22 protein-coding genes and 1 tRNA gene are annotated in these 23,643 nt (G+C 46.4%); 7 read left to right on the plus strand and 16 right to left on the minus strand.

What is annotated here, in order from left to right:
• Positions 1-589: 589 nt before the first annotated feature.
• The 3 genes from V7R88_RS07985 to V7R88_RS07995 form a co-directional block, all read right to left on the minus strand.
• A tRNA-Ser gene (locus V7R88_RS07985) sits at positions 590-677 on the minus strand.
• Positions 678-779: 102 nt separating this feature from the next.
• The gene (locus V7R88_RS07990; protein ID WP_003640763.1) at positions 780-986 is read right to left on the minus strand and encodes a hypothetical protein; all 207 of its coding nucleotides are present in this window, start codon (positions 984-986) and stop codon (positions 780-782) included.
• Positions 987-1,160: 174 nt separating this feature from the next.
• Positions 1,161-1,922: an SAM-dependent methyltransferase gene (locus V7R88_RS07995; RefSeq protein ID WP_054396524.1), complete on the minus strand. Its 762-nt coding sequence runs from the start codon at positions 1,920-1,922 to the stop codon at positions 1,161-1,163.
• 111 nt (positions 1,923-2,033) lie between these two features.
• Between V7R88_RS07995 and V7R88_RS08000 the strand changes: the two genes are divergently transcribed.
• Complete coding sequence (locus V7R88_RS08000) at positions 2,034-2,381, plus strand: heavy metal-binding domain-containing protein (RefSeq protein WP_003640765.1); 348 nt, start codon at positions 2,034-2,036, stop codon at positions 2,379-2,381.
• 96 nt (positions 2,382-2,477) lie between these two features.
• Here V7R88_RS08000 and V7R88_RS08005 read toward each other — a convergent pair whose 3' ends face one another.
• A complete protein-coding gene (locus tag V7R88_RS08005; RefSeq protein WP_003640766.1) occupies positions 2,478-3,689 on the minus strand; it encodes an MFS transporter in 1,212 nt (403 codons plus the stop codon).
• A gap of 115 nt (positions 3,690-3,804) precedes the next feature.
• Here V7R88_RS08005 and V7R88_RS08010 point away from each other — a divergent pair, with 115 nt between their 5' ends.
• A complete protein-coding gene (locus V7R88_RS08010; protein WP_057716924.1) occupies positions 3,805-4,389 on the plus strand; it encodes a winged helix-turn-helix domain-containing protein in 585 nt (194 codons plus the stop codon).
• A gap of 165 nt (positions 4,390-4,554) precedes the next feature.
• Here the strand turns inward: V7R88_RS08010 and V7R88_RS08015 are convergent, their stop codons facing one another.
• The 7 genes from V7R88_RS08015 to rnz all read right to left on the minus strand — a co-directional run bounded on the left by V7R88_RS08015 (position 4,555) and on the right by rnz (position 11,239).
• A complete protein-coding gene (locus V7R88_RS08015; RefSeq protein WP_222848374.1) occupies positions 4,555-5,433 on the minus strand; it encodes an IS3 family transposase in 879 nt (292 codons plus the stop codon).
• Positions 5,430-6,155 (minus strand): helix-turn-helix domain-containing protein, encoded by a 726-nt coding sequence (locus V7R88_RS08020; RefSeq protein ID WP_072535594.1) that lies wholly within the window; start codon positions 6,153-6,155, stop codon positions 5,430-5,432. The genes V7R88_RS08015 and V7R88_RS08020 overlap by 4 nt, the downstream gene beginning before the upstream one ends.
• An 89-nt stretch (positions 6,156-6,244) precedes the next feature.
• A complete protein-coding gene (locus V7R88_RS08025; protein ID WP_003640768.1) occupies positions 6,245-6,763 on the minus strand; it encodes an adenine phosphoribosyltransferase in 519 nt (172 codons plus the stop codon).
• An 18-nt stretch (positions 6,764-6,781) separates the two neighbouring features.
• A complete protein-coding gene (gene recJ, locus V7R88_RS08030; RefSeq protein WP_057717516.1) occupies positions 6,782-9,118 on the minus strand; it encodes a single-stranded-DNA-specific exonuclease RecJ in 2,337 nt (778 codons plus the stop codon).
• A gap of 21 nt (positions 9,119-9,139) precedes the next feature.
• Entirely contained in the window at positions 9,140-9,490 is a 351-nt protein-coding gene (locus tag V7R88_RS08035) for a LapA family protein (protein ID WP_057717515.1), read from the minus strand.
• A gap of 12 nt (positions 9,491-9,502) precedes the next feature.
• Positions 9,503-10,294, minus strand: coding sequence for an SDR family NAD(P)-dependent oxidoreductase (locus tag V7R88_RS08040; RefSeq protein ID WP_057717514.1), 792 nt, complete (start codon positions 10,292-10,294; stop codon positions 9,503-9,505).
• 9 nt (positions 10,295-10,303) lie between these two features.
• The gene (gene rnz, locus V7R88_RS08045) at positions 10,304-11,239 is read right to left on the minus strand and encodes a ribonuclease Z (protein WP_226320057.1); all 936 of its coding nucleotides are present in this window, start codon (positions 11,237-11,239) and stop codon (positions 10,304-10,306) included.
• Positions 11,240-11,670: 431 nt separating this feature from the next.
• On the opposite strand from rnz, the gene V7R88_RS08050 reads away from it, so the two are divergent.
• Positions 11,671-11,955, plus strand: coding sequence for a hypothetical protein (locus V7R88_RS08050; RefSeq protein WP_054396516.1), 285 nt, complete (start codon positions 11,671-11,673; stop codon positions 11,953-11,955).
• Positions 11,956-12,101: 146 nt separating this feature from the next.
• Here V7R88_RS08050 and obgE read toward each other — a convergent pair whose 3' ends face one another.
• Positions 12,102-13,397 carry a GTPase ObgE gene (gene obgE / locus V7R88_RS08055; RefSeq protein ID WP_054396514.1) on the minus strand — a complete coding sequence of 432 codons (1,296 nt, stop codon included), beginning with the start codon at positions 13,395-13,397 and terminating at the stop codon, positions 12,102-12,104.
• Between the two features lie 247 nt (positions 13,398-13,644).
• Here obgE and V7R88_RS08060 point away from each other — a divergent pair, with 247 nt between their 5' ends.
• The 4 genes from V7R88_RS08060 to V7R88_RS08075 all read left to right on the plus strand — a co-directional run bounded on the left by V7R88_RS08060 (position 13,645) and on the right by V7R88_RS08075 (position 18,765).
• Positions 13,645-14,400, plus strand: coding sequence for a DeoR/GlpR family DNA-binding transcription regulator (locus tag V7R88_RS08060; protein ID WP_003644567.1), 756 nt, complete (start codon positions 13,645-13,647; stop codon positions 14,398-14,400).
• Positions 14,397-15,314, plus strand: a complete 918-nt coding sequence (gene pfkB / locus V7R88_RS08065; protein WP_057717513.1) for a 1-phosphofructokinase — start codon at positions 14,397-14,399, stop codon at positions 15,312-15,314. Before V7R88_RS08060 ends, pfkB begins: the two co-directional genes overlap by 4 nt.
• 21 nt (positions 15,315-15,335) lie before the next feature.
• Positions 15,336-17,303 carry a PTS fructose transporter subunit IIABC gene (locus V7R88_RS08070; RefSeq protein WP_057717512.1) on the plus strand — a complete coding sequence of 656 codons (1,968 nt, stop codon included), beginning with the start codon at positions 15,336-15,338 and terminating at the stop codon, positions 17,301-17,303.
• Positions 17,304-17,442: 139 nt separating this feature from the next.
• Positions 17,443-18,765, plus strand: a complete 1,323-nt coding sequence (locus tag V7R88_RS08075) for a metallophosphoesterase family protein (RefSeq protein ID WP_057717511.1) — start codon at positions 17,443-17,445, stop codon at positions 18,763-18,765.
• 100 nt (positions 18,766-18,865) lie between these two features.
• On the opposite strand, the gene V7R88_RS08080 is transcribed toward V7R88_RS08075, so the two are convergent.
• The 4 genes from V7R88_RS08080 to V7R88_RS08095 form a co-directional block, all read right to left on the minus strand.
• A complete protein-coding gene (locus V7R88_RS08080; protein WP_057717510.1) occupies positions 18,866-20,317 on the minus strand; it encodes a lipopolysaccharide biosynthesis protein in 1,452 nt (483 codons plus the stop codon).
• Between the two features lie 86 nt (positions 20,318-20,403).
• Positions 20,404-21,357 carry a glycosyltransferase gene (locus V7R88_RS08085; RefSeq protein ID WP_338816138.1) on the minus strand — a complete coding sequence of 318 codons (954 nt, stop codon included), beginning with the start codon at positions 21,355-21,357 and terminating at the stop codon, positions 20,404-20,406.
• Positions 21,342-22,616, minus strand: a complete 1,275-nt coding sequence (locus V7R88_RS08090) for a hypothetical protein (RefSeq protein ID WP_057717508.1) — start codon at positions 22,614-22,616, stop codon at positions 21,342-21,344. The genes V7R88_RS08085 and V7R88_RS08090 overlap by 16 nt, the downstream gene beginning before the upstream one ends.
• The gene (locus V7R88_RS08095) at positions 22,613-23,641 is read right to left on the minus strand and encodes a glycosyltransferase (protein WP_057717507.1); all 1,029 of its coding nucleotides are present in this window, start codon (positions 23,639-23,641) and stop codon (positions 22,613-22,615) included. Before V7R88_RS08095 ends, V7R88_RS08090 begins: the two co-directional genes overlap by 4 nt.
• Positions 23,642-23,643 lie beyond the last annotated feature (2 nt).

Genomic DNA, 23,643 nt, shown 5'->3' on the forward strand with positions numbered 1-23,643 from the left:
GTAGTTTCACGGACTTATCTGTCCAAGGTGTCATTCTGCAAGTTGACAATTGGTAGCTACTGATGCCAATATAAAGAAGATAAAAACCAATACTCACGTCAATGCTGATTCCATTCTTTCAGAGTTGCAATTGTAAGGCAACGAACGAGAGTAGTCAAAAAGCATTCTGCTATTAAAACAATATCACACTTCTTTGGCATCAAAATAATTAGCCTCATGGACTTCATCATACTCACGCAAATTATTTACTTTATAAGAATGTCAATGTGGAGCACATTTCTAAATGCCCACCTCACACCAGCAGTTCAATACTTGTAATGTCTATGCCCATTTAATTGCTGCAGATCAAAAGAAGGAGGATCAATTAGCTTTTCTGTGCTCGCAAGATTCAATTAATAGTTCGCATGTGCTACCGCTGTTATTCCCTTGTTATCAAGGTATACAGCGTTTAAAAAAATATTAAGGCTTGGCTCATCTCAATCGGCTCTCCCTTTGGTTCCTTTCTAGCCTTTTCTAAAAAATAGAACCCTGACAAAAGTTGATTTGTCGGGGTTCTTATTTTTTGTATCTGGTCTCTACTGCTTTAATAAGGAGAGTACAGGATTTGAACCTGCGCGCCGGTATTAGCCGGTTCGCCGGATTTCGAGTCCGGTGCATTACCACTCTGCCAACTCTCCATGTGGTACTTAATAAGTATAGCATAATTAGCTTTCAGAACAAATATTTATTCAGAATTTTCCACAAAAAATATCCGTCAGCCCTCGCCAACGGATACCCGATTACTTCTGTTCACGTGCGGCTTGACCAAAAACAAAGAACGAACCAAGAATACCCACGCATGATAGTAAAAATAAAATGCCATAGCACAGTACATCCCCCACTGTCACTAAAGTCTTCGGAAAACCGGCAGTTGAGACCCATAGAAAAATCACGCTTAACCAAAACCAAAATGAGCGATAAAACCGAACCGGTCGACGTATCCGCATGACGCTCCCCCCTAACTCGTTATTCCAATGAAATAACCGATTGGAATAACGCCTATTATAGGCAGTGCGCAGTTAAGTACAAGCGCTGAATACTCAAATCCAACGTTTAAGCTACAATTCGTAAGCGATTACGTTTGTTAAGTGCCAATCCGATTAATATGCCCCCTCGCAACCTTAACCACGACGAGCCAGTTTACGAGCGATAATCATAAATCGGTCTTCAAACGTCGTGACGCGACCATTAATGGCCAGTAAGGATTGTAACTGATGTAATTTGGGAAGCATCCGTGCCACGTCAAAATGCGGAAACTCCCATGGAATCACCGTGGCATAATAGACAATTGCGCCAACATCCGTAAAACTCAGGGCCGCGTAGGCTTGCTCAGCCCGCAGAATTTCAAATCCCGCAGCCTGCATTTGAGCCATTACCGTCAACAACTGATTGTCAGGATACGCCGGTTCGTAATGCTCGTCAAAGAATCGTGACAACGCATAATTATTGGTCGCACCAACTTGCTGAGTCACAAATCGGCCCCCCGGCTTTAAAACTTCCGCAATTCGCTTCACTGGCATCGCACCATGACTATTCGTTACAATATCAAATGTCGAATTTGGTACGGCCGTCAACTGTTCGGCGGCATCTGGATATAATGTTATCCCCTTTTTAACCACCGTTTGCTTCAACAACTCAATATTTGGTTGCCACCCCTCGGTCACCGCCGTTAGCGCTGGCTGATGGTTAAAACGCCCCATCAATTCACCACCGCCCGTATCAATATCCAACCACCGATCATCGGCACTTAGATACTCACGAACGAGGGCAGCGTAATCCCACGGCAAGTCCGCAGTCTGCCACCGGCCTGCCAGATGACTAAAGTCCCAGCCGTGCATGGATTGCTGCGCTTCTTCAAACCAACTTCTTTCTAAAGCTGTCATATTTTGCCTCCTTCGTTTCCTGTAAACCAGACCACTCATCAAAGTCTCCGCTGGCCTATTTCAATACGAATTATGCTATGATTACAATATCTTTAAAAGGAGGTTCAGTCAATGACACAATTACTGGTCACGACCACTGAAAATATTCCGGGGCACCCCTATGAAGTTATCGGTGAAGTCTTTGGGCTAACCACTCAATCTAAGAATCTGGTCCGTAACATTGGGGCGGGCTTAAAGGGCCTAGTTGGCGGCGAAATCAAGGATTACACCAAGATGCTCGAAGAGTCGCGCGATGTCGCGGTCAATCGGTTGCGCGATAATGCAAGTGCCATGGGTGCGGATGCCGTTGTGATGATGCGGTTCGACACCGGCTCCATTAGTCAGGATATGCAATCGGTTGCCGCATATGGTACCGCAGTTCGTTTTATCACCGAAGATTTGACCACTGACAATGCTTAATCTGATTCGAGACTAACGAAACCGCCTGCCGGTAATCTGGGCAAGCGGTTTTTTAGCATGGTGGCAGCTGTTTGTATAACACAATTATAATTTTCGTCACCGGCGAATGAACAGACAACCACCACAAGCTAACAGTAATCCCATGGCCGTCAAATAAGCCGCTTCTGGGCTCACGATATTATCCAACAAGACCAATCCAACACTGCCGATTGGAATCGAAATCGTCGCCAATGAATTTATGATGCCGCCTAAGCTCCCAACGATACTTTGATCGGCCACTTTCAATAAACTCGCCATCAATTTAGGATTTGCTTGTCCCATACAAAATCCCCCAATCATCATGATTGTAACCACTACCCAATAGTTTTGCCAAAACAACAGATTAATAAATAAACCCTCAAACGCCACGACGGTAGTTAACATGACACCACGAAACGTCCACCTCTGAAAGTAACCTGTATGCAACAAATTCCCTGCAACCGATCCAAATACGTCAGCAGTATTCATCACAAGAATTGCGACTCCGAATGAAAATGGTAACTGCGTCGCCCGGTGAATCAAGTATAAATTCAATAGTGCATCGACGCTTGCACCCACCGCATTCAAGAACAAGACGCTCCCCAATAGCGCCAAGACGTTCATGTGCACCCCCGCTTCCATTGCTTGTCGCACTTGTCGTAGCAGTTGACGAAATGTCGACGTCACGGTGACAGTTGCGGAAGGTAATTTTAGCGTTTCATACCCAGACAGTAGCACCAGACCGGCAATCAAGAACGTGATTGCATTCAAATATCCCGCGAGACGATAATCGCCCGTTGCGGCCAATAGACTGACACCCAACGCTTGGCCCATCGTCTGCATTAACACTCCGATGCCTTGGTTGATCCCTAAGGCCTCTTCTTGTAACTCAGACGCGACTTTAGCTTGTAATAATGGCATTCGGAGGCTGCCACTCAACATCCCCAACACGTCTGAGCACAAATTAATGACAATAATAATCAACAGCAATCCGACCTGTTTTTCAGTAATAAGTTGCGCTAACACGAGATATAATGCCGCTTGAACAAACTTCAAACCTGCTAACCACCCCCGCTTATTGGTTTGCGAGTCTGCCAATCGACCAGTAAGCATACCAAAAATACCAGGAAGCACAGTAGCCACCGAAACTAGTGAAACCATCAAATTTGCTTGTGCAAACGTTCGCGCGTACGTTAATAGAATAATGTTAAATAGGCTGGTACCAATTGTCTCAAAAAGATCAGCTACTGTTAACGTGACAAACGCTCGATTACGGCCTAGATTTTTCATAACGCCACTTCCAATTTAATATTATTTATCGCTTAAATAAATTTAAATGATAAAGCAACTTTAATCGTTTGATTTCTATTTGTCAAATGGTTAAGCTAGTATTGAGGTGAAAAACATGCCCAAAAACACACTGGCTCAGTTTGCAAAGTTAATGGCCGATCCCAAGGTGGCCGCTATCTTAAAGGCCACCAAATCTAAAACTGGTTTAACAACTAAGCAAATTTCGGCCCAAACTAAAATTCCCAACAATCAGTTGTACTACACCATCAACAAAATGCAGGATGCCGACTTATTAACCATCGTTAATCAAGTTCAGGTTAAAAATCTAACTGAAAACTACTATTCCAGTGCCCACCTCTCCCATGAGACGCCACAGGAATTGGCAGATCTTGATGGTCTCGATACTGATCTGACTGACATCTCCGACACGTGGACTCAAGCCCATGTCCAACAAGTTTTACAATGGATCATGCTATTGAACCACGACTTTACCGAAGCCTACCAGGAAGAGATGACCCGCAAGCAACCTGACAAGTCAGCCATTTTTTTCAGTAACGCGATCCTAAACCTTTCAGCGGCAGGCGAGCACCAGTTGCGCTTAGATTTGATCAAATTGCTTGGCGATGCTGAAAAGAATGATCCTGATCCTCAGTCAACGGACAAGCGTCAGGTTAAACTACTCATTGAAAAGTGGCAATAATTAGAATATGCAATTGTTAGTCTTTTTGGCTTGGCTACCAAAGAATCACTGACTATCCAAGCCAACTAACGACCAAAACAAGGGTTAGCAAAAAAGCTCCGAATGACTGATAAATCGTCATTCGGAGCTGCTCCGTGTCAAGTAGACAATTAAATAATTAAAATCTTATGCACTTTCTTGAACGGCATGATTCCGGTATTCTTCCGGGGTCATGCCGTTTAGTGTCAATTGACGTCTTGCTGTGTTATGCCAATTGATGTACTTCTTGATGATGTTAATGAGCTCTATTTCGGAGAGTGGTTGCTTGAATGCCAACTCCTCGGTCTTAAATTGGCTCCAGAAGCTTTCCATCGGACTGTTGTCTCCTGGGGTTCCAGGACGAGACATACTGTGCACGATACCTTCTCCAGCTAGTAACGTGTTGTATGCACCTGATGTGTAGGCCGATCCCTGATCAGAGTGTAAAATCTCAGGTTTGACACCATGAGTTGTTTTTAGAGCTTGCTTCATCGTATCGACCACAAGCTGGGTCGTCTCAGTACTTGCAATTTGCCATGCGATAATACTACCGTCATAAAGATCTTTAACGGCACTTAAGCGCAGGCGTTGCGCCATCTTTGTGCCATATCGTAACTCACTACAATCGGTCACCCAGGTAATATTCGGCCGTTCAGGGGTAAAGTCATGACTACCATCTTCACAGAGTAATTTGTTGGCGAGAATATATTCCTTCTTTTCTGCCTTGCGGTCGCGTTTGGCCACTCGAATTGACGAGTAGATACCGTGATTACGCATGATACGCCGAACTCGGCCTTGGCTTACATGGTAAGGTGTCTCCGTGTTGATGTACATTGTCATAGTACGGACGCCGTAAATGTAGTTTTGGGCTTCTTCACGCGCAATAATGTAGTTTAATATCACGTCATTCTCAAGCTCATGAGCGGTTACTGCACGGTGAGTCCACTTGTAGTATGCGGCACGAGAGATTCCGACATAGTTACACATAAAGCTGATGCCATACGGTCGCTTAGTGTCGGGATTCATTTTTTGTGAGAGCGTTTGAACGGTTTGATATTTTTCTTCTGAAGTGCATCTATCCTTTCGAACTCTTGGAGTTTTTTTAATATCGCGACCTCCGTAGAGACACGTTCTAGCCGTGCTTTAAGGCGTTTGATTTCAAGATCTTTAAGTTCTGATTCAGTCAATTTACCGTTATCTTCTTTAGCTTTACCTCGACGATCTGCGAGTGCGTCGGGGCCGCCTTGCTTGAATTTCTTGACCCAGGCATACACTTGACCATAAGACACATTGAAGTGAGTGGTCGCGGCACCGTAGTTCATTTCATTGGCAATGGTCCATTGTGCAATTTCGATTCGTTCAATCTGATTGGTTTTCCTACCGTCTTTCATTGGGGAGGGCCTCCTAGTGGCTTTGAGTGGTTTACCACTAGTATACCGGTTAACCCACTGATAGATAATGGAATGATTTGGAATACCATATTTTCTGGCTAGTTGTGGATATGAAGTGCCGCCTGCTAGGTATGCTTGGACCACCTCAAGCATAAGCACTTCTGAGTACGCGTGTTGATATCGACGACCACTCAGTGCTTCTGGCCCACCGTCATCATATCGCATGATCCACTGTGCCACTTGTGAGTGATGAACACCGTACTCCCTATGGATTGACGTGGCTGATACACCATCTCTTACCAATCCAATATAAAAGAGTTTCTCTTCCAGACTGTACCTCGAACCTTTTTGGCCCATAAAAATACTCCTTCCTCAATAGACAAGCTTTAATTATTTGCTTGTCTACCTTGGTAGGAGTATATCCTTCGGAGCTTTTAATATTGGCTTTAAAATTGCATCAAGCTCAACATATCATAATCTTTAATCTTATCGCGGCCGTGCAACTCTTTGAGTTCGACCAAGAAAGCCGTCCCAACCACGTTACCGCCTAATTCTTCAACCATTTGAATCGTTGCTGAGATGGTCCCACCAGTTGCTAATAAATCATCAGTAACTAGCACATTTTGTCCCGGCTTAATTGCATCTTTATGCAAATAAAGTGCAGACTGCCCGTATTCCAAATCATAAGTCGCTTTGACCGTTTCGCGTGGTAACTTACCCTTCTTACGAGCAGGTGCAAAACCAACGCCTAATTCATAGGCCACTGGACAACCCACGATAAAGCCGCGTGCTTCAGGCCCGACAATCATATCAACATGTTTATCACGCGCAAATTGCACGATCTGATCAGTCGCTTCACGGTAAGCTTCCCCGTCAGCCATCAGTGGTGAAATATCGCGAAAAATGATTCCAGGTTCGGGATAGTCCGGAATACTAGCCACATACTTTTTTAAATCTAATGCCATTTGTTCTTAACAGCTCCTTCAATTCTTAACCGCAGCCTGGTTCTTCACCCATACTTGGAGCGCTGCAGATTTACTATATAAAAGCGTTTCTTCAGCAACGATTTGTTGTTCGCGCAGCTGATAACTAGGGGCGTGATGTAAATCCGCTTTTGCCGGATTCGAAACGCCATTCATGACACCATCATTTATTTTAACAAATCCGACCTCAAAAAACACCTGAATCATGAAAATAAGCAAATTTCGTTCAATATGCAGATGCTTGGCCACTAATGTTAATTGATGATGAATATCAACATCATGGTGCGCTGCGGTAAACTGGAAAAGTTTCGCAAACTGCGCGCGATTTGGCATTCCCGTTAAATAAACCGATTCTTGCCGATATAAGTAGAGCGTCAGCTGATCGAGCGCAATTGTGCTGAGTACCTGGGTCATATCCGCCAGCGTGTCAGGACAATCGACAATGAAGACCGCTTGATTAGCCGTCACGGCAGTCAGATCCGTTTTCGTATCCCCCACCCATACGGCTTGCGCTTGGGAACCTAAATACTGTTCAACTTTTTTCAACAGACGCTGGTGGAAAAAGAGGTAGACCCCCGGTGCCTGAAATAAATGGGCTGACAAATGTTGCGTCCGCGCATCGATCACCTGGGTCCCCGTCACTGCAATATCTTTCACCATGATTTGGGGCTTTGTCTGACCGTTCCAAGTGTTTTCACTCAACTCACCCACTAACGTCACATCAGTGGGACTCGCCTGAATAGCTGGCAAGGCGGCTCCCATCGAAAAACCGATGGCGTCAACCGTATTGGTGCCATCACCCAGTTGTAATTTCAGGTGTTGTTGCTCACTACCAATCGCGCGTACTTGTGGGACAGTCGTTGGCACTAATTCAAACAACGGTGCCGGGTTATCCGTTCCAAAGGGGGCCAACGCTTGAATATCTGCCAGAGTTGCCAGGGTCGCCTCAGCTAATGGTAACGTACCGTCAATTGGTAAACTGACTTGCGCATTGTCTGCTAATTGCTGACCAACCGCCGCCGTTTCCATCGCTTCTTTAAGGGTTGCTAACTGGTCGGCCATAACCGTCAGTCCAACCGCCATATGATGGCCGCCAAAAGCCACCAACGACTCCCGAACCGGGTCGATCGCGGCAAACAAGTTATACGCTTCCACGCTCCGGCCACTACCTTTGAGCCGGCCATCGTCATCCTCATTTAATACTAGGGTTGGTTTGCCAGTCGTTTCGACCACGTGGCTCGCGACGATTCCCAAAACACCCTCGTGCCAACCATGCCCGGTAATAACTAAGGTTTGACGGGTCTCATTTTCCGGCGTCTGTGCTTGCTCGATTGCACTTGCACTAATTGTCTTGACCAAGCCCTGGCGTTTTTCATTCAATTGATTGACCTGTTTGGCCAGCGCGGTCGCCCGCTCATCGTCCAAAGTTGTCAATAATTCTACCCCGCTCTGCGCTGACTGCAAACGGCCTAGTGCGTTGAGACGGGGGGCAATACCAAACCCGATATTGGTCTCAGTCAATTTATCGGGAATCAGTCCAGCTTCTTGAATCAGTGCGGCTAAGCCTGGCCGAGTCGTCTGCTGTAAAACCTTCAGGCCGAGCGTCACCAAAGTCCGATTTTCACCAGTCAAACTGACCAAATCAGCAACCGTGCCGATTGCAGCCAGATCTAATAGCTCTTCCGGTACTTCCTCAAGCAGCGCCGTCGCCACTTTAAATGCCACGCCAGCACCAGAAAGACCGCCAAATGGATAGTTACCTTCTGGATGTCGTGGGTGAACAATGGCGTATGCGTGTGGCAATTCAGTCGGTAATTCATGATGATCGGTCACCACGACGTCGATGCCCTGTTCCTGCACTTGATTGATGACTGCATTTCCCGCGACACCGTTGTCTACCGTCACAAACAGCTTCGTTCCAGCCGCAATTAGCCGGTCAAAAGCGTCCTGATTAGGCCCATAACCATCTTTGAAACGATCCGGAATATAGTAATTCACGTTAGCACCAATTTGGTCCAGCGTTTCATACATAATTGAGGTACTCGTTAAGCCATCCGCATCATAATCACCGTAAATAGTAATTTGATCTCCGGCAATCACCGCTTCCTGAATACGATCAACAGCTTTTTCCATGTCATGCATGGTCGTTGGATCCAACAATGGTTGTTGTTCGGCGTGCAGGAATGGCGTGGCTTCTTCGGCCGTATTGATTCCCCGCATCATTAATAACCGGGCAACTAAGGGGGTCACGTTGGCCGCCTCAGCCAATTTGGCAACACCCGCTTCATCAATGGCCGTTGCTAAACGGGGCACCCACTTTTTCTTTGCCGCTAACATGACATCCTTCCTTTCAACAACTTACTTATCTGCTGGCGCGGTTGGCTGTTCTGCCACCGCCCGTTTTTGTTTACCTTTATTATTCAAACGCAACGTTAATTGCTTATTTTCGGCAGTCAACTTGTCAATCTTAGCCTGAGCCGCTGCTAAAGCTTCACTATGGGCCGTGCGTTCCTTAGATTCATTGACCGTCGCCATCAGTACTGCCGTAATGACGCCTAAAATCAATGTCACCACAATGACCAAAATCAGTGGCCAATGAACGGCTGTAATTCCAAAATTGATTCGAACTGGTTCTACGTTTAAAATTGCAAAAATAATCACTACTAGTGCAATGACTAATGCACTCACTAACCGCCATTGATTCTTCATTACATTCATCCCCTATTTAAAATTAAAAACCGTCCCCGTCAGCCAATCCCCGAGCTTGGGTGCCAGCTGATAACCCAAATTAGCTGCAGACATCACCCAAGGCCGATTCAGTTCGCGCCGTTGATGCCCGAGTTTACTGACAATCAATTCAGCAAACTTAACGGGGTTCAATGCCAGCTGGTCGACCCGGTCTAAATAGTGCCCCGTGGGATCCGCAATTTTGAAAAAGTCCGTTTTAATGGGACCCGGATTGACCGTCAATACGTTGACATGAGCATCCTTGAGTTCTAGGCGCAACGCATTATCATAAGCAATAACGGCCGCCTTACTAGCCGCATAAACGGCTGATTTAGGCGTTGCGATTTTGCCAGCCATCGAGGCGATGTTGACAATTTCACCTGCGTGTTGCTTGACCATCCGCTGCGCCGCCAGTTGGCTAACATACATGGTCCCCAACGTATTGACGCGCAGCATCTTCACCATCACCGACGCATCCATGGTGGTCACCATGGTCATATCGCCAAAACCGGCGGCGTTCATGACGACATCCAATTGACCAAATAGCTCATCGATGGTTGCAAAGACGTGATCAACATCTGCCACGCGACCCACGTTACAAGTAATCGCTACGGCCTGCCCGTTTGACAACAGCCGACATTGATCAGCAACCTGTGTTAACCGTTCTCGCCGCCGGGCTGCTAAGACAACATTGGCGCCCTGACTCGCTACGGCTAAGGCGAGTTGCTCGCCTAGCCCACTAGACGCGCCGGTAACCAAAACAGTTTTACCCACTAAGTTTGTCATTTACTTGACCTAACCTTTCTCAGGTAATGGAATATCAATTACATCAAAGTCGCGAACGACTTTCGAGTGACTGAAGACTTTCTGTGCTTGTTTTTGTAGTTCCTTACTCAACTTACCCGTGTACCGCGCCGAGATATGAGTCAACAATAGCTGCTTAACCCCGGCCTGTTGGGCCACCTGGGCTGCTTGGGTACTCGTTGAATGGTAATAGTTATGTGCCAACTTACCTTCATCTTTTCCGAACGTGCTCTCGTGAACTAAAGCATCCGCATCCTGTGCCAAACTGACCGCGTGCGGTGTCCGCCGAGTATCACCAAGAATTGTCACCGTCCGCCCCTTTTGTGGCGCAGCGATGTAATCTTGACCATTAATCGTCCGACCGTCAGGCAACGTCACCGTTTTGCCGGCTTTTAATTGACCATAGACGGGACCACTCGGAATGTTCAGGGCTTTGAGTCGATCGGCTTGTAGTTCACCTGGGTGATCCGCTTCTGCTACCCGGTAACCGAAACAAGCAATCCGATGATCCAGAGGTTCGCAGCTTACTTTGAACGTCGCATCTTCAAAAACCGTTTCAGCCTTCGTGATTTCATGAAACTTCAATGGATATGACAAATGGGTGCCAGAGACCCGCAACGCCGTTTGAACGAAGTCACGAACACCGACTGGCCCATAGATGGTGAGTGGTTCGTCCCCGCCTTGAAAAGAACGCGAGCTCAATAACCCCGGCAAGCCAAAGATATGGTCGCCATGCAGATGGGTAATGAATATTTTTGCAATTTTACGTGGCTTTAACGTCGTACGTAAAATCTGGTGTTGCGTTCCTTCGCCGACATCGAATAGCCAGACTTCATTTCGTTCATCTAATAGTCGTAATGCCGTGCTAGTGACATTTCGAAATTTGCCCGGTGAGCCGGCACCGGTACCTAAAAATTCTAATTGCATATTTTTGTTCGTCCTATCTATACAGTCTGCTAACTATTTTACCGAATCTAGCGGCAATACACAATTGTTAGCACTGCAAAGTCATGGCCGAGGAGCACCGTGCGCTCAGCGACCGCAATTCTAAAAAGCAAGCGACGTTGGGCGGCTCCTCACAATTAACAGGAAGAACACGAACAACGCTGCTCATTTCATTTTAACATGTCAGGCTAAAATTATCGCACTTGGTTTCAAGATTCCATGCGCCAAGACCGCCTGCCACCGGTGTTATCGATAATCAAAAAATGCACTTTTCGAGCAACCTGACGATGACCGATTGTGACCGTTTTCATTCAACCCGTCATCATCGGTGAGCGAGTTCACAGTCCATCTTGCTTAACCCAATCGATTATCGTATACTTGCTTACAAATCGTCCGAACAAGAGGGAACCGTTATGCGACTCATCGACTTTAACTTATCAACCGCTGATTTACAGCAAACTTTACCACTGTATTGGGAGCCTACGACCAATCAAGCGTGGCCGATCAAAAGTGTCACGCTCGTCGACCACCAGCTCGTCCTCGTCGCCGCAAAAAGCGTGACGCCACTGACTCTTGACCAATTCAACGCACGGACCCGTCAAATCGATGGTCAAACACAGCTGTACATTCAGACAACACCGCACCCACTCCGATTATTTGGCTATCGGTTGAGTCAGCAACGCCTGCTATTTGGCTGAGAACCCGATTGCACGTGAACTCAAAAAACAGCGTCGTTAGTTAAAATTCTAACGACGCTGTTTTGCATTGCTCATTTTCTGATCATTGGTTTGCCTAGACGACAGTCAAAACGACCGTCATCAACGAAACAGGTCTTCACCAAATTTTAGTCCATAAACTGGAAGGAGTAGTCCAAGATTTGAATCGTATCGTCATTCTTGGCACCTGCTGCGCGCAAGGCATCATCAACACCCATGCCACGTAATTGCCGCGCAAACCGCATTAAACTTTCTTCATGATCTAAGTTAGTCATCTTAAAGAGCCGTTCTAACTTTTCACCAGACAGAACGAACAGCCCTGGTTCTGGATTATCAATGCTAAAGTCCGCATCCGCTTCAGTCGTGTAATCACGGTGCTTCAAGTCGTCAACACCCTTGATTGGGAATTGTGGCGTCGTATCCAACAAATCAGCCGTCTTGGCTAACAAGGCTTTTAGTCCCTGTTGTGTAATCGACGATACCGGATAGACGGCTGGCGTGTTTGGCAACGTATCATCCGTCGCTAACTTCGCCTTAAAGTCTTCCAGATTAGCTTCGGCATCCGGCATATCCATCTTAGTCGCCACCACGATTTGGGGCCGCTTCAAGAGGTCAGGGTCATAACTCGTCAGCTCGTGATTAATTTTGTGATAATCCTCAAACGGATCGTTTTCTTCTACACCACTCATATCAATCAGATGTAAAATAACGCGCGTCCGTTCAATATGCCGCAGGAATTGAATTCCTAAACCGACCCCGTTAGCCGCACCTTCGATCAAACCAGGTAAATCAGCCATGACAAAGTCACGACCGTCATCCAAACGAACCATCCCGAGATTAGGCACTAAAGTTGTAAAATGATAGGCCGCAATCTTGGGCTTAGCACTCGTGACCACTGACAGTAGTGTCGACTTGCCGACAGACGGAAAGCCAACCAGACCAACATCGGCCAGCACTTTCAATTCCATTCGAATCGTCAATTCATCGCCGGGCTCACCATTTTCAGCAATTTCAGGAGCAGGGTTCTTAGCGCTAGCAAAATGAATATTTCCCCGACCGCCCCGGCCACCCTTGGCAACCACTAACCGCTGATCTTTATTGACGATATCGCCAATTAACTCACCAGTTTCAGCATCCGTCACCGTTGTCCCAAGCGGTACTTTAATAATTGTGTCCTTCGCGGAACGACCTGTCATCTGCTTAATCATTCCATTGCCACCAGCTGCAGCCTTGAACTTCCGCGTATAACGAAAATCCATCAGTGTCCGTAATCCTTCGTCAGCCTGCAATACGACGCTTCCGCCGCGACCACCATCACCGCCAGCGGGACCACCATTGGGAACAAACTTTTCACGGCGGAAAGCAACCATGCCGTTACCACCGTTACCGGCCTTTACATCTACTTTTACTTGATCAACAAACATGTTCTTTTCTCCCGTTTCTTCTATATTATTATCTACGAAATCCGATCGTGCGAAATTAGATACCTGACCTAGTATACAAATCTTCGGCCACTTCGTCAAAAGTTCCACGCCTAATTAGACAGATCATCTTTATTTGGATGCTAATGACGATTTGATGACAGATTTTGGATTATTTTGACGGTTTTTGAAGGTTTTTGTTGCATTTTGACGTTTAAACAGGTATATTATTATGCGGAGGGATTTGAAAGTGCTTACAGAAGAACGTCAACAGTACATTTTAAATACGATCCGTTTCAAGGGCATTATTAAAATCAAGGACATCTGTTCTGAAACTCGTTGTTCCGAGTCCACGGCGCGCCGTGACCTCCAACAGCTAGAAGAACAGGGCGAGTTACTCCGCGTGCACGGTGGTGCGAAGTATATGAACTCACTCCAAGAGGAACCCGCGATGAATGATAAGGTTTCCCGTAACGTTAACGCCAAGGACCATATCGCGCAGCAAGCCGTTGCGAACATTCAGGTTGATGACGTCATTTATTTGGATGCCGGGACTTCGACCCTAGCCATGATTCACCATTTAAATCCGAGCTACAACTTACGTGTCGTGACTAATGGTGTTGTCCATGCTTCCGCTTTGGCAGACATGGGCATCCAAACCTACCTGCTTGGTGGCAATTTGAAAGGCACCACCAAAGCCGTGATTGGTCCCGAAGCCGTTAAATCGTTAGAGGAATACCGATTCAACAAAGTTTTTCTTGGTATCAACGGTGTCCACCCAAAATTCGGGCTCACAACGCCCGACCCCGATGAAGCGGTCGTCAAAAAAACCGCAATTCTACAAAGTGAAGAAAGCTTTATCTTAGCTGACAACACTAAGTTCGACCACGTTTCGTTTGCGCGCGTCGGTGATTTATCCAGTGCAACCATCATCACTGACCAACTCACGCCAAGCGTTGCCGAACAGTATCAACCATTAACTACGATTCAGGAGGTTCAATCATGATTTATACCATTACTGTCAATCCATCAATTGACTACGTGGTGCAACTACCCCAAATGACCCTCGGTAGTGTTAACCGGTTAGCACATACCGCAAAGCTGCCTGGTGGCAAGGGCATCAATGTATCCCAGATTCTGAACGACCTAGACCAACCAAACAAAGCACTCGGCTTTATCGGCGGGTTTACCGGCACGTTTATCAGTGATGCGTTAAAAGCTAAGGGCCTAGATTGCCACTTCACCCCAATTGCCGATGATACTCGGATCAACGTGAAGATTCACGCTGAAGAAGAGACTGAATTAAACGGTGCTGGTCCGGACATCACCGCCAAAGAGATCGACGCCTTCTACACTGAATTGGCCGGATTAACGCCGGATGACGTGGTCGTCATGTCTGGTAGTTTAGCGCCAAGTTTACCGGATAGCTTCTATTATGATATTATCCAGAAGGTCGAAGCCGCTGGTGCTAACTTTGTCATTGACACGACCGGGGAAGCTTTGAAGAAAACCTTACCAAGTCATCCGCTCGTTGTGAAACCTAATAACCACGAGCTCGCTGATTATTACCACACCACATTTAACAGCCAAGCTGATATCATCGCGGCTGGCCAACGGATGCTAGCTGAAGGTGCACAACACGTGCTGATTTCAATGGCCGGCGATGGTGGCCTCCTGATCACCAAGGATGCGGTCTACTTTAGTCCCGCACCAAAGGGCCAGGTAATCAACTCAGTTGGTGCCGGTGATTCGATGATTGGTGGCTTTGTCGGCACGTTCGCCAAAACACACGATGCTGTTGAAAGCTTCCGCTATGGTTTAGCCTGTGGCTCCGCAACCGCCTTCTCAGAAGACATTGCGACCCGCGCCAAGATCGATGAAATTTTGCCACTCATTAACATTGAAAAACTCGCTCACTAAAGAAAGGACTGTTAACTAAACATGGATATCCGCGATTTATTACTAAAAGATGTCATGATCATGGACATGCACGCCACGACCAAGGACGAAGCGATTGATGAGTTAGTTCATAAATATGCCGAACAAGGTATCATCAATGATGAGGCCCTCTACAAGCAAGACATCATCAAACGGGAAGCCGAATCAACGACCGGGATTGGCGACGGGATTGCTATGCCCCATGCCAAAGATAAGGCTGTTAACCGGGCAACCGTGATGTTTGCTAAGAGTAAGGCCGGCGTTGACTTCAACGCGTTAGATGGTCAACCCGTTCATCTTTTCTTCATGATTGCTGCTCCTGAAGGTGCCAACAACACCCATTTAGCCGCCCTCGCCGCCCTCTCAAGCTTATTGATTGATCCTGAATTGGTCGCTAAACTTAAGAATGCACAGTCACCTGAAGAAGTTCAACAACTCTTCGGTGATGCCCAGGCTGCTAAGGAAGAAAAGGAAGCCAAAGATGCAGCTGCCAAGGCCGAAAAAGAAGCCGCAGCTGCCAGCACCACCACTGACGAAAAACGTCCCTATTTAGTTGGGGTTACCGCCTGTCCAAACGGAATCGCCCATACTTACATGGCCGAAGCAGCCTTGATCAAGGCTGGTGAAGCGGCCGGTGTCGACATCAAAATCGAAACAAATGGTTCTGAAGGTGTTAAGCACTTATTGACCGCCGATGAAATTGCTCGTGCCGACGGTGTTGTGATTGCCGCTGACAAGAAGGTCAAAATGGCCCGCTTCAATGGTAAGCACCTGGTTAACCGTCCCGTTACTGATGGGATCAACAAGGCCGACCAATTAGTTCAAGAAGCCTTGAGTGGTAAAGCGCCTGTCTATCACGATGCTGATGGTGGTGCCGCTGATGACGATGAAGGTGGCAGCGCAAATGGTAGCGTTTGGGGTGAAGTATACAAAGACCTCATGAACGGGATTTCCCACATGTTACCATTCGTTGTCGGTGGTGGGATTTTAATGGCCCTCTCCTTCATCATTGAACAATTCGCTGGGAGTAAGAGCTTAGCCTTTACCTTCTTCAACCAAGCTGGTAACATGGCCTTCGCTTTCATGGTACCCGTTTTGGCCGGGTACATTGCCGAATCAATTGGTGATCGTCCTGCCTTGATGCCCGGGTTCGTTGGTGGGTTCATGGCCACGGTCTACACTGGCGCTTACGGCGGTGTTTACACGGCTTCAATTACCGCTAATGCTAAAAGTCCTGCCGGGTTCTTAGGTGGTTTAGCCGCTGGTTTCTTGGCCGGTTACATTACCGTTTGGATGAAGAAGTGGACCAAGAACATGCCACAATCCTTAGACGGGATGAAGCCAATGCTGATCTTCCCAATTCTGGGCTTATTGATTATTGCTGCGCTAATGTTCTTCGTTGTTAACCCGATTTTCTCAGTCATCAACGCTTGGATTACCCACTTCTTGAACTCAATGGGTACTGGTAATGCCGTTCTCCTTGGGCTCGTACTTGGTGGTATGATGTCGATCGATATGGGTGGTCCTTTCAACAAGGCCGCTTACGTCTTCGCAACTGGTGCCTTTACCGCAACTGGACATGGGAACTTAATGGCCGCTGTTATGGCTGGTGGGATGGTTCCACCATTGGCAACTGCGATTGCCACTGCCTTCTGGCCAAAGAAATTTACGGATGACGAACGTAAAGCTGGTATCTCTAACTGGTTACTTGGTATTTCCTTCATTACTGAAGGTGCCATTCCATTCGCCACAGCTGACCCATTGCACGTTATCGGTTCAAGTGTGATTGGTGCTGCCATCGCCGGTGGCTTAACTCAACTTTGGGGCGTTGCCGTCCCTGCTCCTCATGGTGGCCTCTGGGTCTCATTACTCGCCACGAATATCTGGGGCTACATCGGTGCCACAATTATCGGTGCCGTTATCGCTGGGGTTATCCTCGGTCTATGGAAACCTGCTAAGGCTTCTAAATAATACGATATCCAAAAAGACGATCAACTTGATCGTCTTTTTTTGTTTTCAAAATTAACGAATCAGTCGTCTAACCCCGCAATAAAACGGGTATAATGAAACTAATATACCGATTATGTTAATGAGAATCGAGACGAGTTTGATGAAACTACGAAAATCTATCTTTGGCATCAGCTGTGTATTATTCGGCATGATGCTGCTTTCCGGTTGCCAAAAGCAACCTAAAACGGGTCTGCCTCCTGTCAGTCACAAGACCTTAACAGCGATGGTGATCAGTGATGACCATGTCATTGCGCCCAGCCTGCATGATAATGGTAAGGCTTTTACGCAGTACGCGGCTAACGATGCCGGTGCGGATTTAAAATACAGCGCGACGATTTTTCGCGCTTTTATTGCTAAGGCGTTAATCACCAAGCCTGACGTTGTGCTCATCAGTGGCGATATTACTAACAACGGTGAGAAAGCCAGTCACGAGTACGTTGCCAAGCAGCTTCGCCGACTGACTGCTAAGCACATCCGCGTCTACGTCGTCCCCGGTAATCACGACTTGAACAACCCCATCGCCCGTCGTTTCAAAGGAAAGCATCAATATAGCACCGAGGCAACTAGTCCGACCCAGTTCAAGAAAATCTATCATCAGGCCGGCTACGGCCAAGCCAGTGAAACCGACCCAAGTTCGTTAGGATACTTAGTGAAACCAAGTAAACACACTTGGTTTTTGATGCTAAACTCCGCCATTTATAAAAGTAATTATCAACAAGGTAATTCGACAGTCGGTGGTGGACTAACAGACGGCACCTTGCAGTGGATCACCAAAGTCGGTAAGCAAGCAAAGCAGGCTCACGCAACCCTGATTCCCGTCCTGCATCACAATACAATGGATCATACGGTGATTCATCAGGATTATACGATTGGTTATGCTGAAGACGTCCGTAAAACCTTTTCCGACGCGGGCATTAAGTTGTCGCTAAGCGGTCATATCCATGCTCAAAGTATCAAGTCGACTAAAGTCAAGAGCCAGTCACTGACTGATATTGCCAGTGGCGCCCTAATACTGGGATCGCACTACTACGGTACGCTGAAAATCAACCAGCGTAACGGGACGGCCACGTACCACGCGACCCCGTTAAACGTGAGTGCTTACATCAAGCACCATCGAGGTAATAAAGCGATGCGCGCCTACCAAAAGTACGATCATGACGTGCTATATGCGGCCGGCTATAACGCAGCACTGAGCCAGTTATATGAGGGCCGTGATGAAACGCAACTATCAACCGCTAAAGTTAATCAGTTAGCCCGCGGCATGGCGGCCGCCAATATTGCGCTCTTTCGGGGCACGCCAGTCAAAAACACCGCCGACATTCAGGCCTGGCAACAAATGCCACAAAGCACGAGTTTGCGTGGTTTCGTATTAGCCACTAAGAAACTACACGGTAACGTGACGTGGCCTGGTGCCGTACAATAAGCGATTTATCAAAAAGACGACGGCAGGTATTCAGGCTGTCGTCTTTTTGATAAATCATGACTGATTGCTTGTGACTCATAACCGCACCACCCTACCTCGACTAGTTCGGTTTTCGCACGCGTATCATTTGCTTCATAATCGTCATTAAATAATCACGCTTGATAAGTCCGACGACGCCCGTTATTAAAATCAATAGATAACGGAGCACCACACTGTGATAGGCACTCAAAAATAGAAAGCCGGCCGCCAAAAAAGTGAACGTAATCAGTACCAGTATCTTTCGATTATATGGAAGCGTGCCAAGTTCTTCACGACAGATTCGATTCATAAACCAATAATGAACAGCTGCATACATCACATAGCAAATCAAGGTCGTGTACCCCGCCACCTCGTATCCTAAAATTGGAATCAACCAATAATTTAAGGCCACATTCAGTACCGCGCCAATGACACTGGCAACCATAATTAGAGATGTCCGCTCATAATAGAATTCAAACTTTGCAAATAAATCAAAGGTAAAAATGAAAAAGACGCTCATTGCGATCGGTGGAACGATCCAGGTCGCCTTAGCATACGCTCGTGGTGCGAATATCGAAACGATTTCGGGCGCAAATGCAATCAGTAACAAGTTGACAATCGCAATTAAAATCAGAGAACCATATGCAACACCCGCAATATCGGCCACGCGCCGATCCTTGATTTTTTGATACATCCACGGACTGAGCGTTTGTGATAAGGCAACGTTAAATAAAATCATGATTTGCGAAAGTGAGTACGCCAAGCTATAGATGCCCGCACTTTTCGCATTGACCATGTTACCGATCATGATCCGATCAGCACTACTCAGGACAATCTGAGAAAGATAATGTGGCGCTAACGGTAGGTTGAACATTAACGCGTGTCGCCAAAAATGTCGTGAGAAAAACGTTTTGCCACGATACATTTGCACAAAAAACAAACCCGTATAGCCCACCAACTCTACCAATGCTAGTCCTAAAAAACGGGCCGTCACTTTATCATTCGCATATACAACCAGCAATACGCCCACTACTGGTTTGGCGACTGCGACCAGCAAAGTCACCACCACCAATGATTTGTATTGCAAGGCGACCCGTCGCTCGCCAGCCCAAAAATTAAAAACTGACGAGGTCCATACCATCAGCAGCATTGCCAGCATCTGCGTCGTCGTTAAAGAAAAAGCATTATTCCAAAAATCACGAAAACCAAGGTAAATTAGCGTCCATGTTAATACCAGCACAACTGTTAATCCTTGTAACGCTGCTGAATATCGCCGTCGATCGTGGCTGAACTTGATCAGTCCTTGGGTATAAACGCCATAGCACAGATTTAGTGAAACAATAATCGTGACGATGGTCAACCAGGAATACAGCACATTAAATTGACCATACTCGGAAGCAGACATGATCCTGGTAAAAATCGGCGTTGCGATTATTGAAATACTCTTTTCAAAAAAAGCACAGACCAGGAACCAAAGCGAAGCCTTAACTTGCTTAGGAAAACACCGGTATTTATTCTTAATGCTAACTAACATAAGTTCCTCTCTCATATGCTTGAACTAAGTATCACGTCTCATTCCAACCAATCCCTTAACCACTGACACGTTAGATTGATGGGTTACTACCGATACCGGTGCCCGTTGATCGTCCAAATCGTTCTTAATCGTAAATAGTTGATCACATAGTAACAATTATCTGGTGATGTCACCATGGCGCGGACTAACGCAGCCAGAGTCTGCCCAAATTTTCGTTGGTGCAGGCTGGCCATCGCCAGCGTAAAATGTTTTTGCCCACGATTAAACATGCTCTGGGCACGGGTGTCATTTATTTTTTCTGCTAGCGTCGGTAGGTCATGCCCGAAGCTGTCCGCCCCCGTCCGTTTTCGTTCCGCATATAATTGCTGAATATAGCGCGATACCAAATAGGTTTGCCACGCGTTGCTAGTCATACTATTACCGCGCAACCGGTAGTGCAACACCCGTTGGTTAATCGATCCGATTTTGAACCCGCCCGCAAGCAGCCGTAGCCAGAGATCATAGTCTTCAGCCGTTGGTAATAATCGGTAACCACCGACTTGTTGGACGGCCGTTTTCCGCATTAAGACGGTCGGATGGATAATAGTTGAACCATAGGGTAGGATTTTCTGGATCAGTCGTTCAGCCTCCGGAATGGCCGACTTCTCCCCGACGACCTCGCCGTGTTCATCAAGATAAGCAATATTTCCGGAGATTAAGTCTAACCCGCGCGTCTTCAGCGCCTCTAATTCAACTTCGAGGCGCTTGGTGGCAGAAATATCATCCGCATCCATGCGCGCAATCAGTTCACAGTTTGAAAGCTCAATTGCCTTATTGAGGCTAGCAGCCAGGCCAAGATTCTGATGATTGCACACTAGTTTGATCATTTCCACGCGGTTATCATAATTCATTAACAATTCTTTTAAATCACTTCGTTCTGGATTATCCAGTACGATCACAAACTCCATCGGCAAGTAAGTTTGCTTCAAAATCGAGTCAACCGCTTGCTGAACTTGCTCAGGTCGTTCATTATATACACTCATAATTACACTGATTGCCATTTTGTCTCCTCAATCTTCAATTCAGTTGAAAGTAAATACCCCAAAAATATCATTGCCGTCAGTACCATGCCGCTGCGCGCAACCTCACCTTTATAATTTGCGATTAGTAGCACTATTCCAAAGGCTAAGAAGATTTTACTATCACGAACGACTTTTCCAGACTTTTTATGGCAGGCGACCAAATAGGCGATGATCGTACTATACAGTAGCGCCATGTAAACGATGCCCCCCATAAATAAATCATTAATAAAGCCAATATCGGACGTTCCAAACCAAATATTGCTGGCGTTGCCGCCATATACGCGAACGCCATAACCAAACAGCCAGTCTAAAAGCCGACTTGGAAACATCAAGAACGAGCCCGTCAGTTGTTCATAATTGCCCTGCTTACTACCTTCAAAGACGAGTGCAAAGGTATCTTCAAAGCCGCTGACAATCCAGGTATACGTATCAGGTTGAATAGACTGCAGAAACGCTAAGCCCAGTATGATAAAGGTCACACTCAATATGATAATCAGCACAACTTGAAAGAGCCCGCGCACGCTCGAGACCATCCGTTTGACCAGCATCAAAGCAAAACCAAAGGCCAGCGTGATCAAGCCGGTGCGGCCGTTTAATACGATAATAAAGACACAAAATGGCAGGAACCAATAATACTTTTTGCCATGGTTCATTCCCAGATATATCGCAACTAGTCCCATTAGACTATGGTAGATTGGTGTGAAAAATGTGTAATCACTGCTGATTCCATACAAACGTTCACCATAAATAAACTGATTTTGAATAATACCAGTAGCTGTTTTAGCTAAAATTGCGGCGCGAATACCCGAACTTGCTAACATGATCAAGGCAAACAAGCATTGAACGACCACCATCCATAGCATCCAGGTCAAGACCGTTTCGCTTGTCACGTTAAAATACTTACGAAGAACCTCTAGCCATAACACCAGGGCAACGACGTTCAAAACAATCACAATATTTTGAAACACCCGGGGATCATTTCCTGCCAGCTTTGCCCTGAACGCAAAGTAAATGACCGATAGCATCACACCGATGACAAAAATGTGCAGTCGATTGATAGCAATCGATAAGTCCTTTGGCGACAATAGCAAGACACAACCACCGGTAATCCCCAGTGTAACTATCAGGGGCACATAACTACTGCTCCAAAAGTTGGGTTGGTAAATCAGATAAAACCCAGCAATCAACAGTCCTACTCTTAAAAAAGGCCCACCAATCTGACGATTTAATGCAGTCATCGTTCCATTACCCCTTCATAAACTTGCTGGATTCGCTGAATAAATTGCCTTTGTTCATAGTCACTAAAATCGACCGCTGCTATTTTAGCCTTGGTTTCCTGATAAAATTTTTCATCCGCAAAGAGACGTGTCAATACTGCGAGTAATTCATTATCACCCGCATAAACAATGCCATTGACCCTCGCGGCCGTTTGAGAGATGCCACCAATGCGGGGGGCGCACGGAATCGCACCCAGTAAGGCCGCTTCAACCATGGTCAATCCAAACGCGTCTGATTTGGACGTCGACAGCACGACTTTGGCATGCCGCATGTATTTATAAGGGTTACTTTTAAACCCGAGCCAGCGTATCTGCGGGGTGGCTGCAATCTGTTTAGCGATGTGTGTACGCAAGCTACCATCGCCGACAATCCCAATCTTTAGTTCAGGAATAGCATCCAATAATTTATGAGCAATTCTCACAAATCTTGCGGGATCTTTGACATCTTCCAACCGTCCCACGAACAACAGGTCAAATGCAGTGGTTGTGCTGGTAGTAGCCAGTTGGCGTATTCGCGAACTGTCGATCCCATTGGGAACAATCGTTGTATTAGTTAAATGATCGTGGAAGCGATACGATTCTTTGGCCCAATCTGAAACATATAAGACCCGTGAGCTCTTGTTGCCGATGTATTGAAACGCCACACTTCTCCAGTTCACACTAGTCTGCCATACTGGAGCTTGATGGATATGGGTAACAATTGGCACATGGTGAAAAAGCAGATTGACTAAAAAACTCGCTTTGAAATCATGTGCATGAATAATATCTGGTTGGAGCGCCAGAATAGCTCGCCTAAATTTAAGAAGCTGTTTCGGCGAAAAACTTTGATACGCGATCCCGACCGCTTGTAAGCTTTCTTGTATTGATCCTGCTTGTGAACAGTAAGTGAAATCATAGAATTCACTTAAACCCTTACTAATATTAATGACCACCTGCTCAGCACCACCTAATTTGGCGGAAAACAAGACATGAACGATTTTTGTCATCG

The sequence above is a fragment of the Lactiplantibacillus argentoratensis genome, from assembly GCF_037290055.1.
GTDB classification, from domain to species: Bacteria; Bacillota; Bacilli; order Lactobacillales; family Lactobacillaceae; genus Lactiplantibacillus; species Lactiplantibacillus plantarum.

Bases quoted from the DNA above. Each gene is read 5' to 3' on its own strand.
- V7R88_RS07990 (WP_003640763.1), bottom strand. From the start codon at position 986: ATGCGGATACGTCGACCGGTTCGGTTTTATCGCTCATTTTGGTTTTGG.
- V7R88_RS07995 (WP_054396524.1), bottom strand. From the start codon at position 1,922: ATGACAGCTTTAGAAAGAAGTTGGTTTGAAGAAGCGCAGCAATCCATG.
- V7R88_RS08000 (WP_003640765.1), top strand. From the start codon at position 2,034: ATGACACAATTACTGGTCACGACCACTGAAAATATTCCGGGGCACCCC.
- V7R88_RS08005 (WP_003640766.1), bottom strand. From the start codon at position 3,689: ATGAAAAATCTAGGCCGTAATCGAGCGTTTGTCACGTTAACAGTAGCT.
- V7R88_RS08010 (WP_057716924.1), top strand. From the start codon at position 3,805: ATGCCCAAAAACACACTGGCTCAGTTTGCAAAGTTAATGGCCGATCCC.
- V7R88_RS08015 (WP_222848374.1), bottom strand. From the start codon at position 5,433: ATGAATCCCGACACTAAGCGACCGTATGGCATCAGCTTTATGTGTAAC.
- V7R88_RS08020 (WP_072535594.1), bottom strand. From the start codon at position 6,155: ATGGGCCAAAAAGGTTCGAGGTACAGTCTGGAAGAGAAACTCTTTTAT.
- V7R88_RS08025 (WP_003640768.1), bottom strand. From the start codon at position 6,763: ATGGCATTAGATTTAAAAAAGTATGTGGCTAGTATTCCGGACTATCCC.
- recJ (WP_057717516.1), bottom strand. From the start codon at position 9,118: ATGTTAGCGGCAAAGAAAAAGTGGGTGCCCCGTTTAGCAACGGCCATT.
- V7R88_RS08035 (WP_057717515.1), bottom strand. From the start codon at position 9,490: ATGAAGAATCAATGGCGGTTAGTGAGTGCATTAGTCATTGCACTAGTA.
- V7R88_RS08040 (WP_057717514.1), bottom strand. From the start codon at position 10,294: ATGACAAACTTAGTGGGTAAAACTGTTTTGGTTACCGGCGCGTCTAGT.
- rnz (WP_226320057.1), bottom strand. From the start codon at position 11,239: ATGCAATTAGAATTTTTAGGTACCGGTGCCGGCTCACCGGGCAAATTT.
- V7R88_RS08050 (WP_054396516.1), top strand. From the start codon at position 11,671: ATGCGACTCATCGACTTTAACTTATCAACCGCTGATTTACAGCAAACT.
- obgE (WP_054396514.1), bottom strand. From the start codon at position 13,397: ATGTTTGTTGATCAAGTAAAAGTAGATGTAAAGGCCGGTAACGGTGGT.
- pfkB (WP_057717513.1), top strand. From the start codon at position 14,397: ATGATTTATACCATTACTGTCAATCCATCAATTGACTACGTGGTGCAA.
- V7R88_RS08070 (WP_057717512.1), top strand. From the start codon at position 15,336: ATGGATATCCGCGATTTATTACTAAAAGATGTCATGATCATGGACATG.
- V7R88_RS08075 (WP_057717511.1), top strand. From the start codon at position 17,443: ATGAAACTACGAAAATCTATCTTTGGCATCAGCTGTGTATTATTCGGC.
- V7R88_RS08080 (WP_057717510.1), bottom strand. From the start codon at position 20,317: ATGTTAGTTAGCATTAAGAATAAATACCGGTGTTTTCCTAAGCAAGTT.
- V7R88_RS08085 (WP_338816138.1), bottom strand. From the start codon at position 21,357: ATGGCAATCAGTGTAATTATGAGTGTATATAATGAACGACCTGAGCAA.
- V7R88_RS08090 (WP_057717508.1), bottom strand. From the start codon at position 22,616: ATGACTGCATTAAATCGTCAGATTGGTGGGCCTTTTTTAAGAGTAGGA.
- V7R88_RS08095 (WP_057717507.1), bottom strand. From the start codon at position 23,641: ATGACAAAAATCGTTCATGTCTTGTTTTCCGCCAAATTAGGTGGTGCT.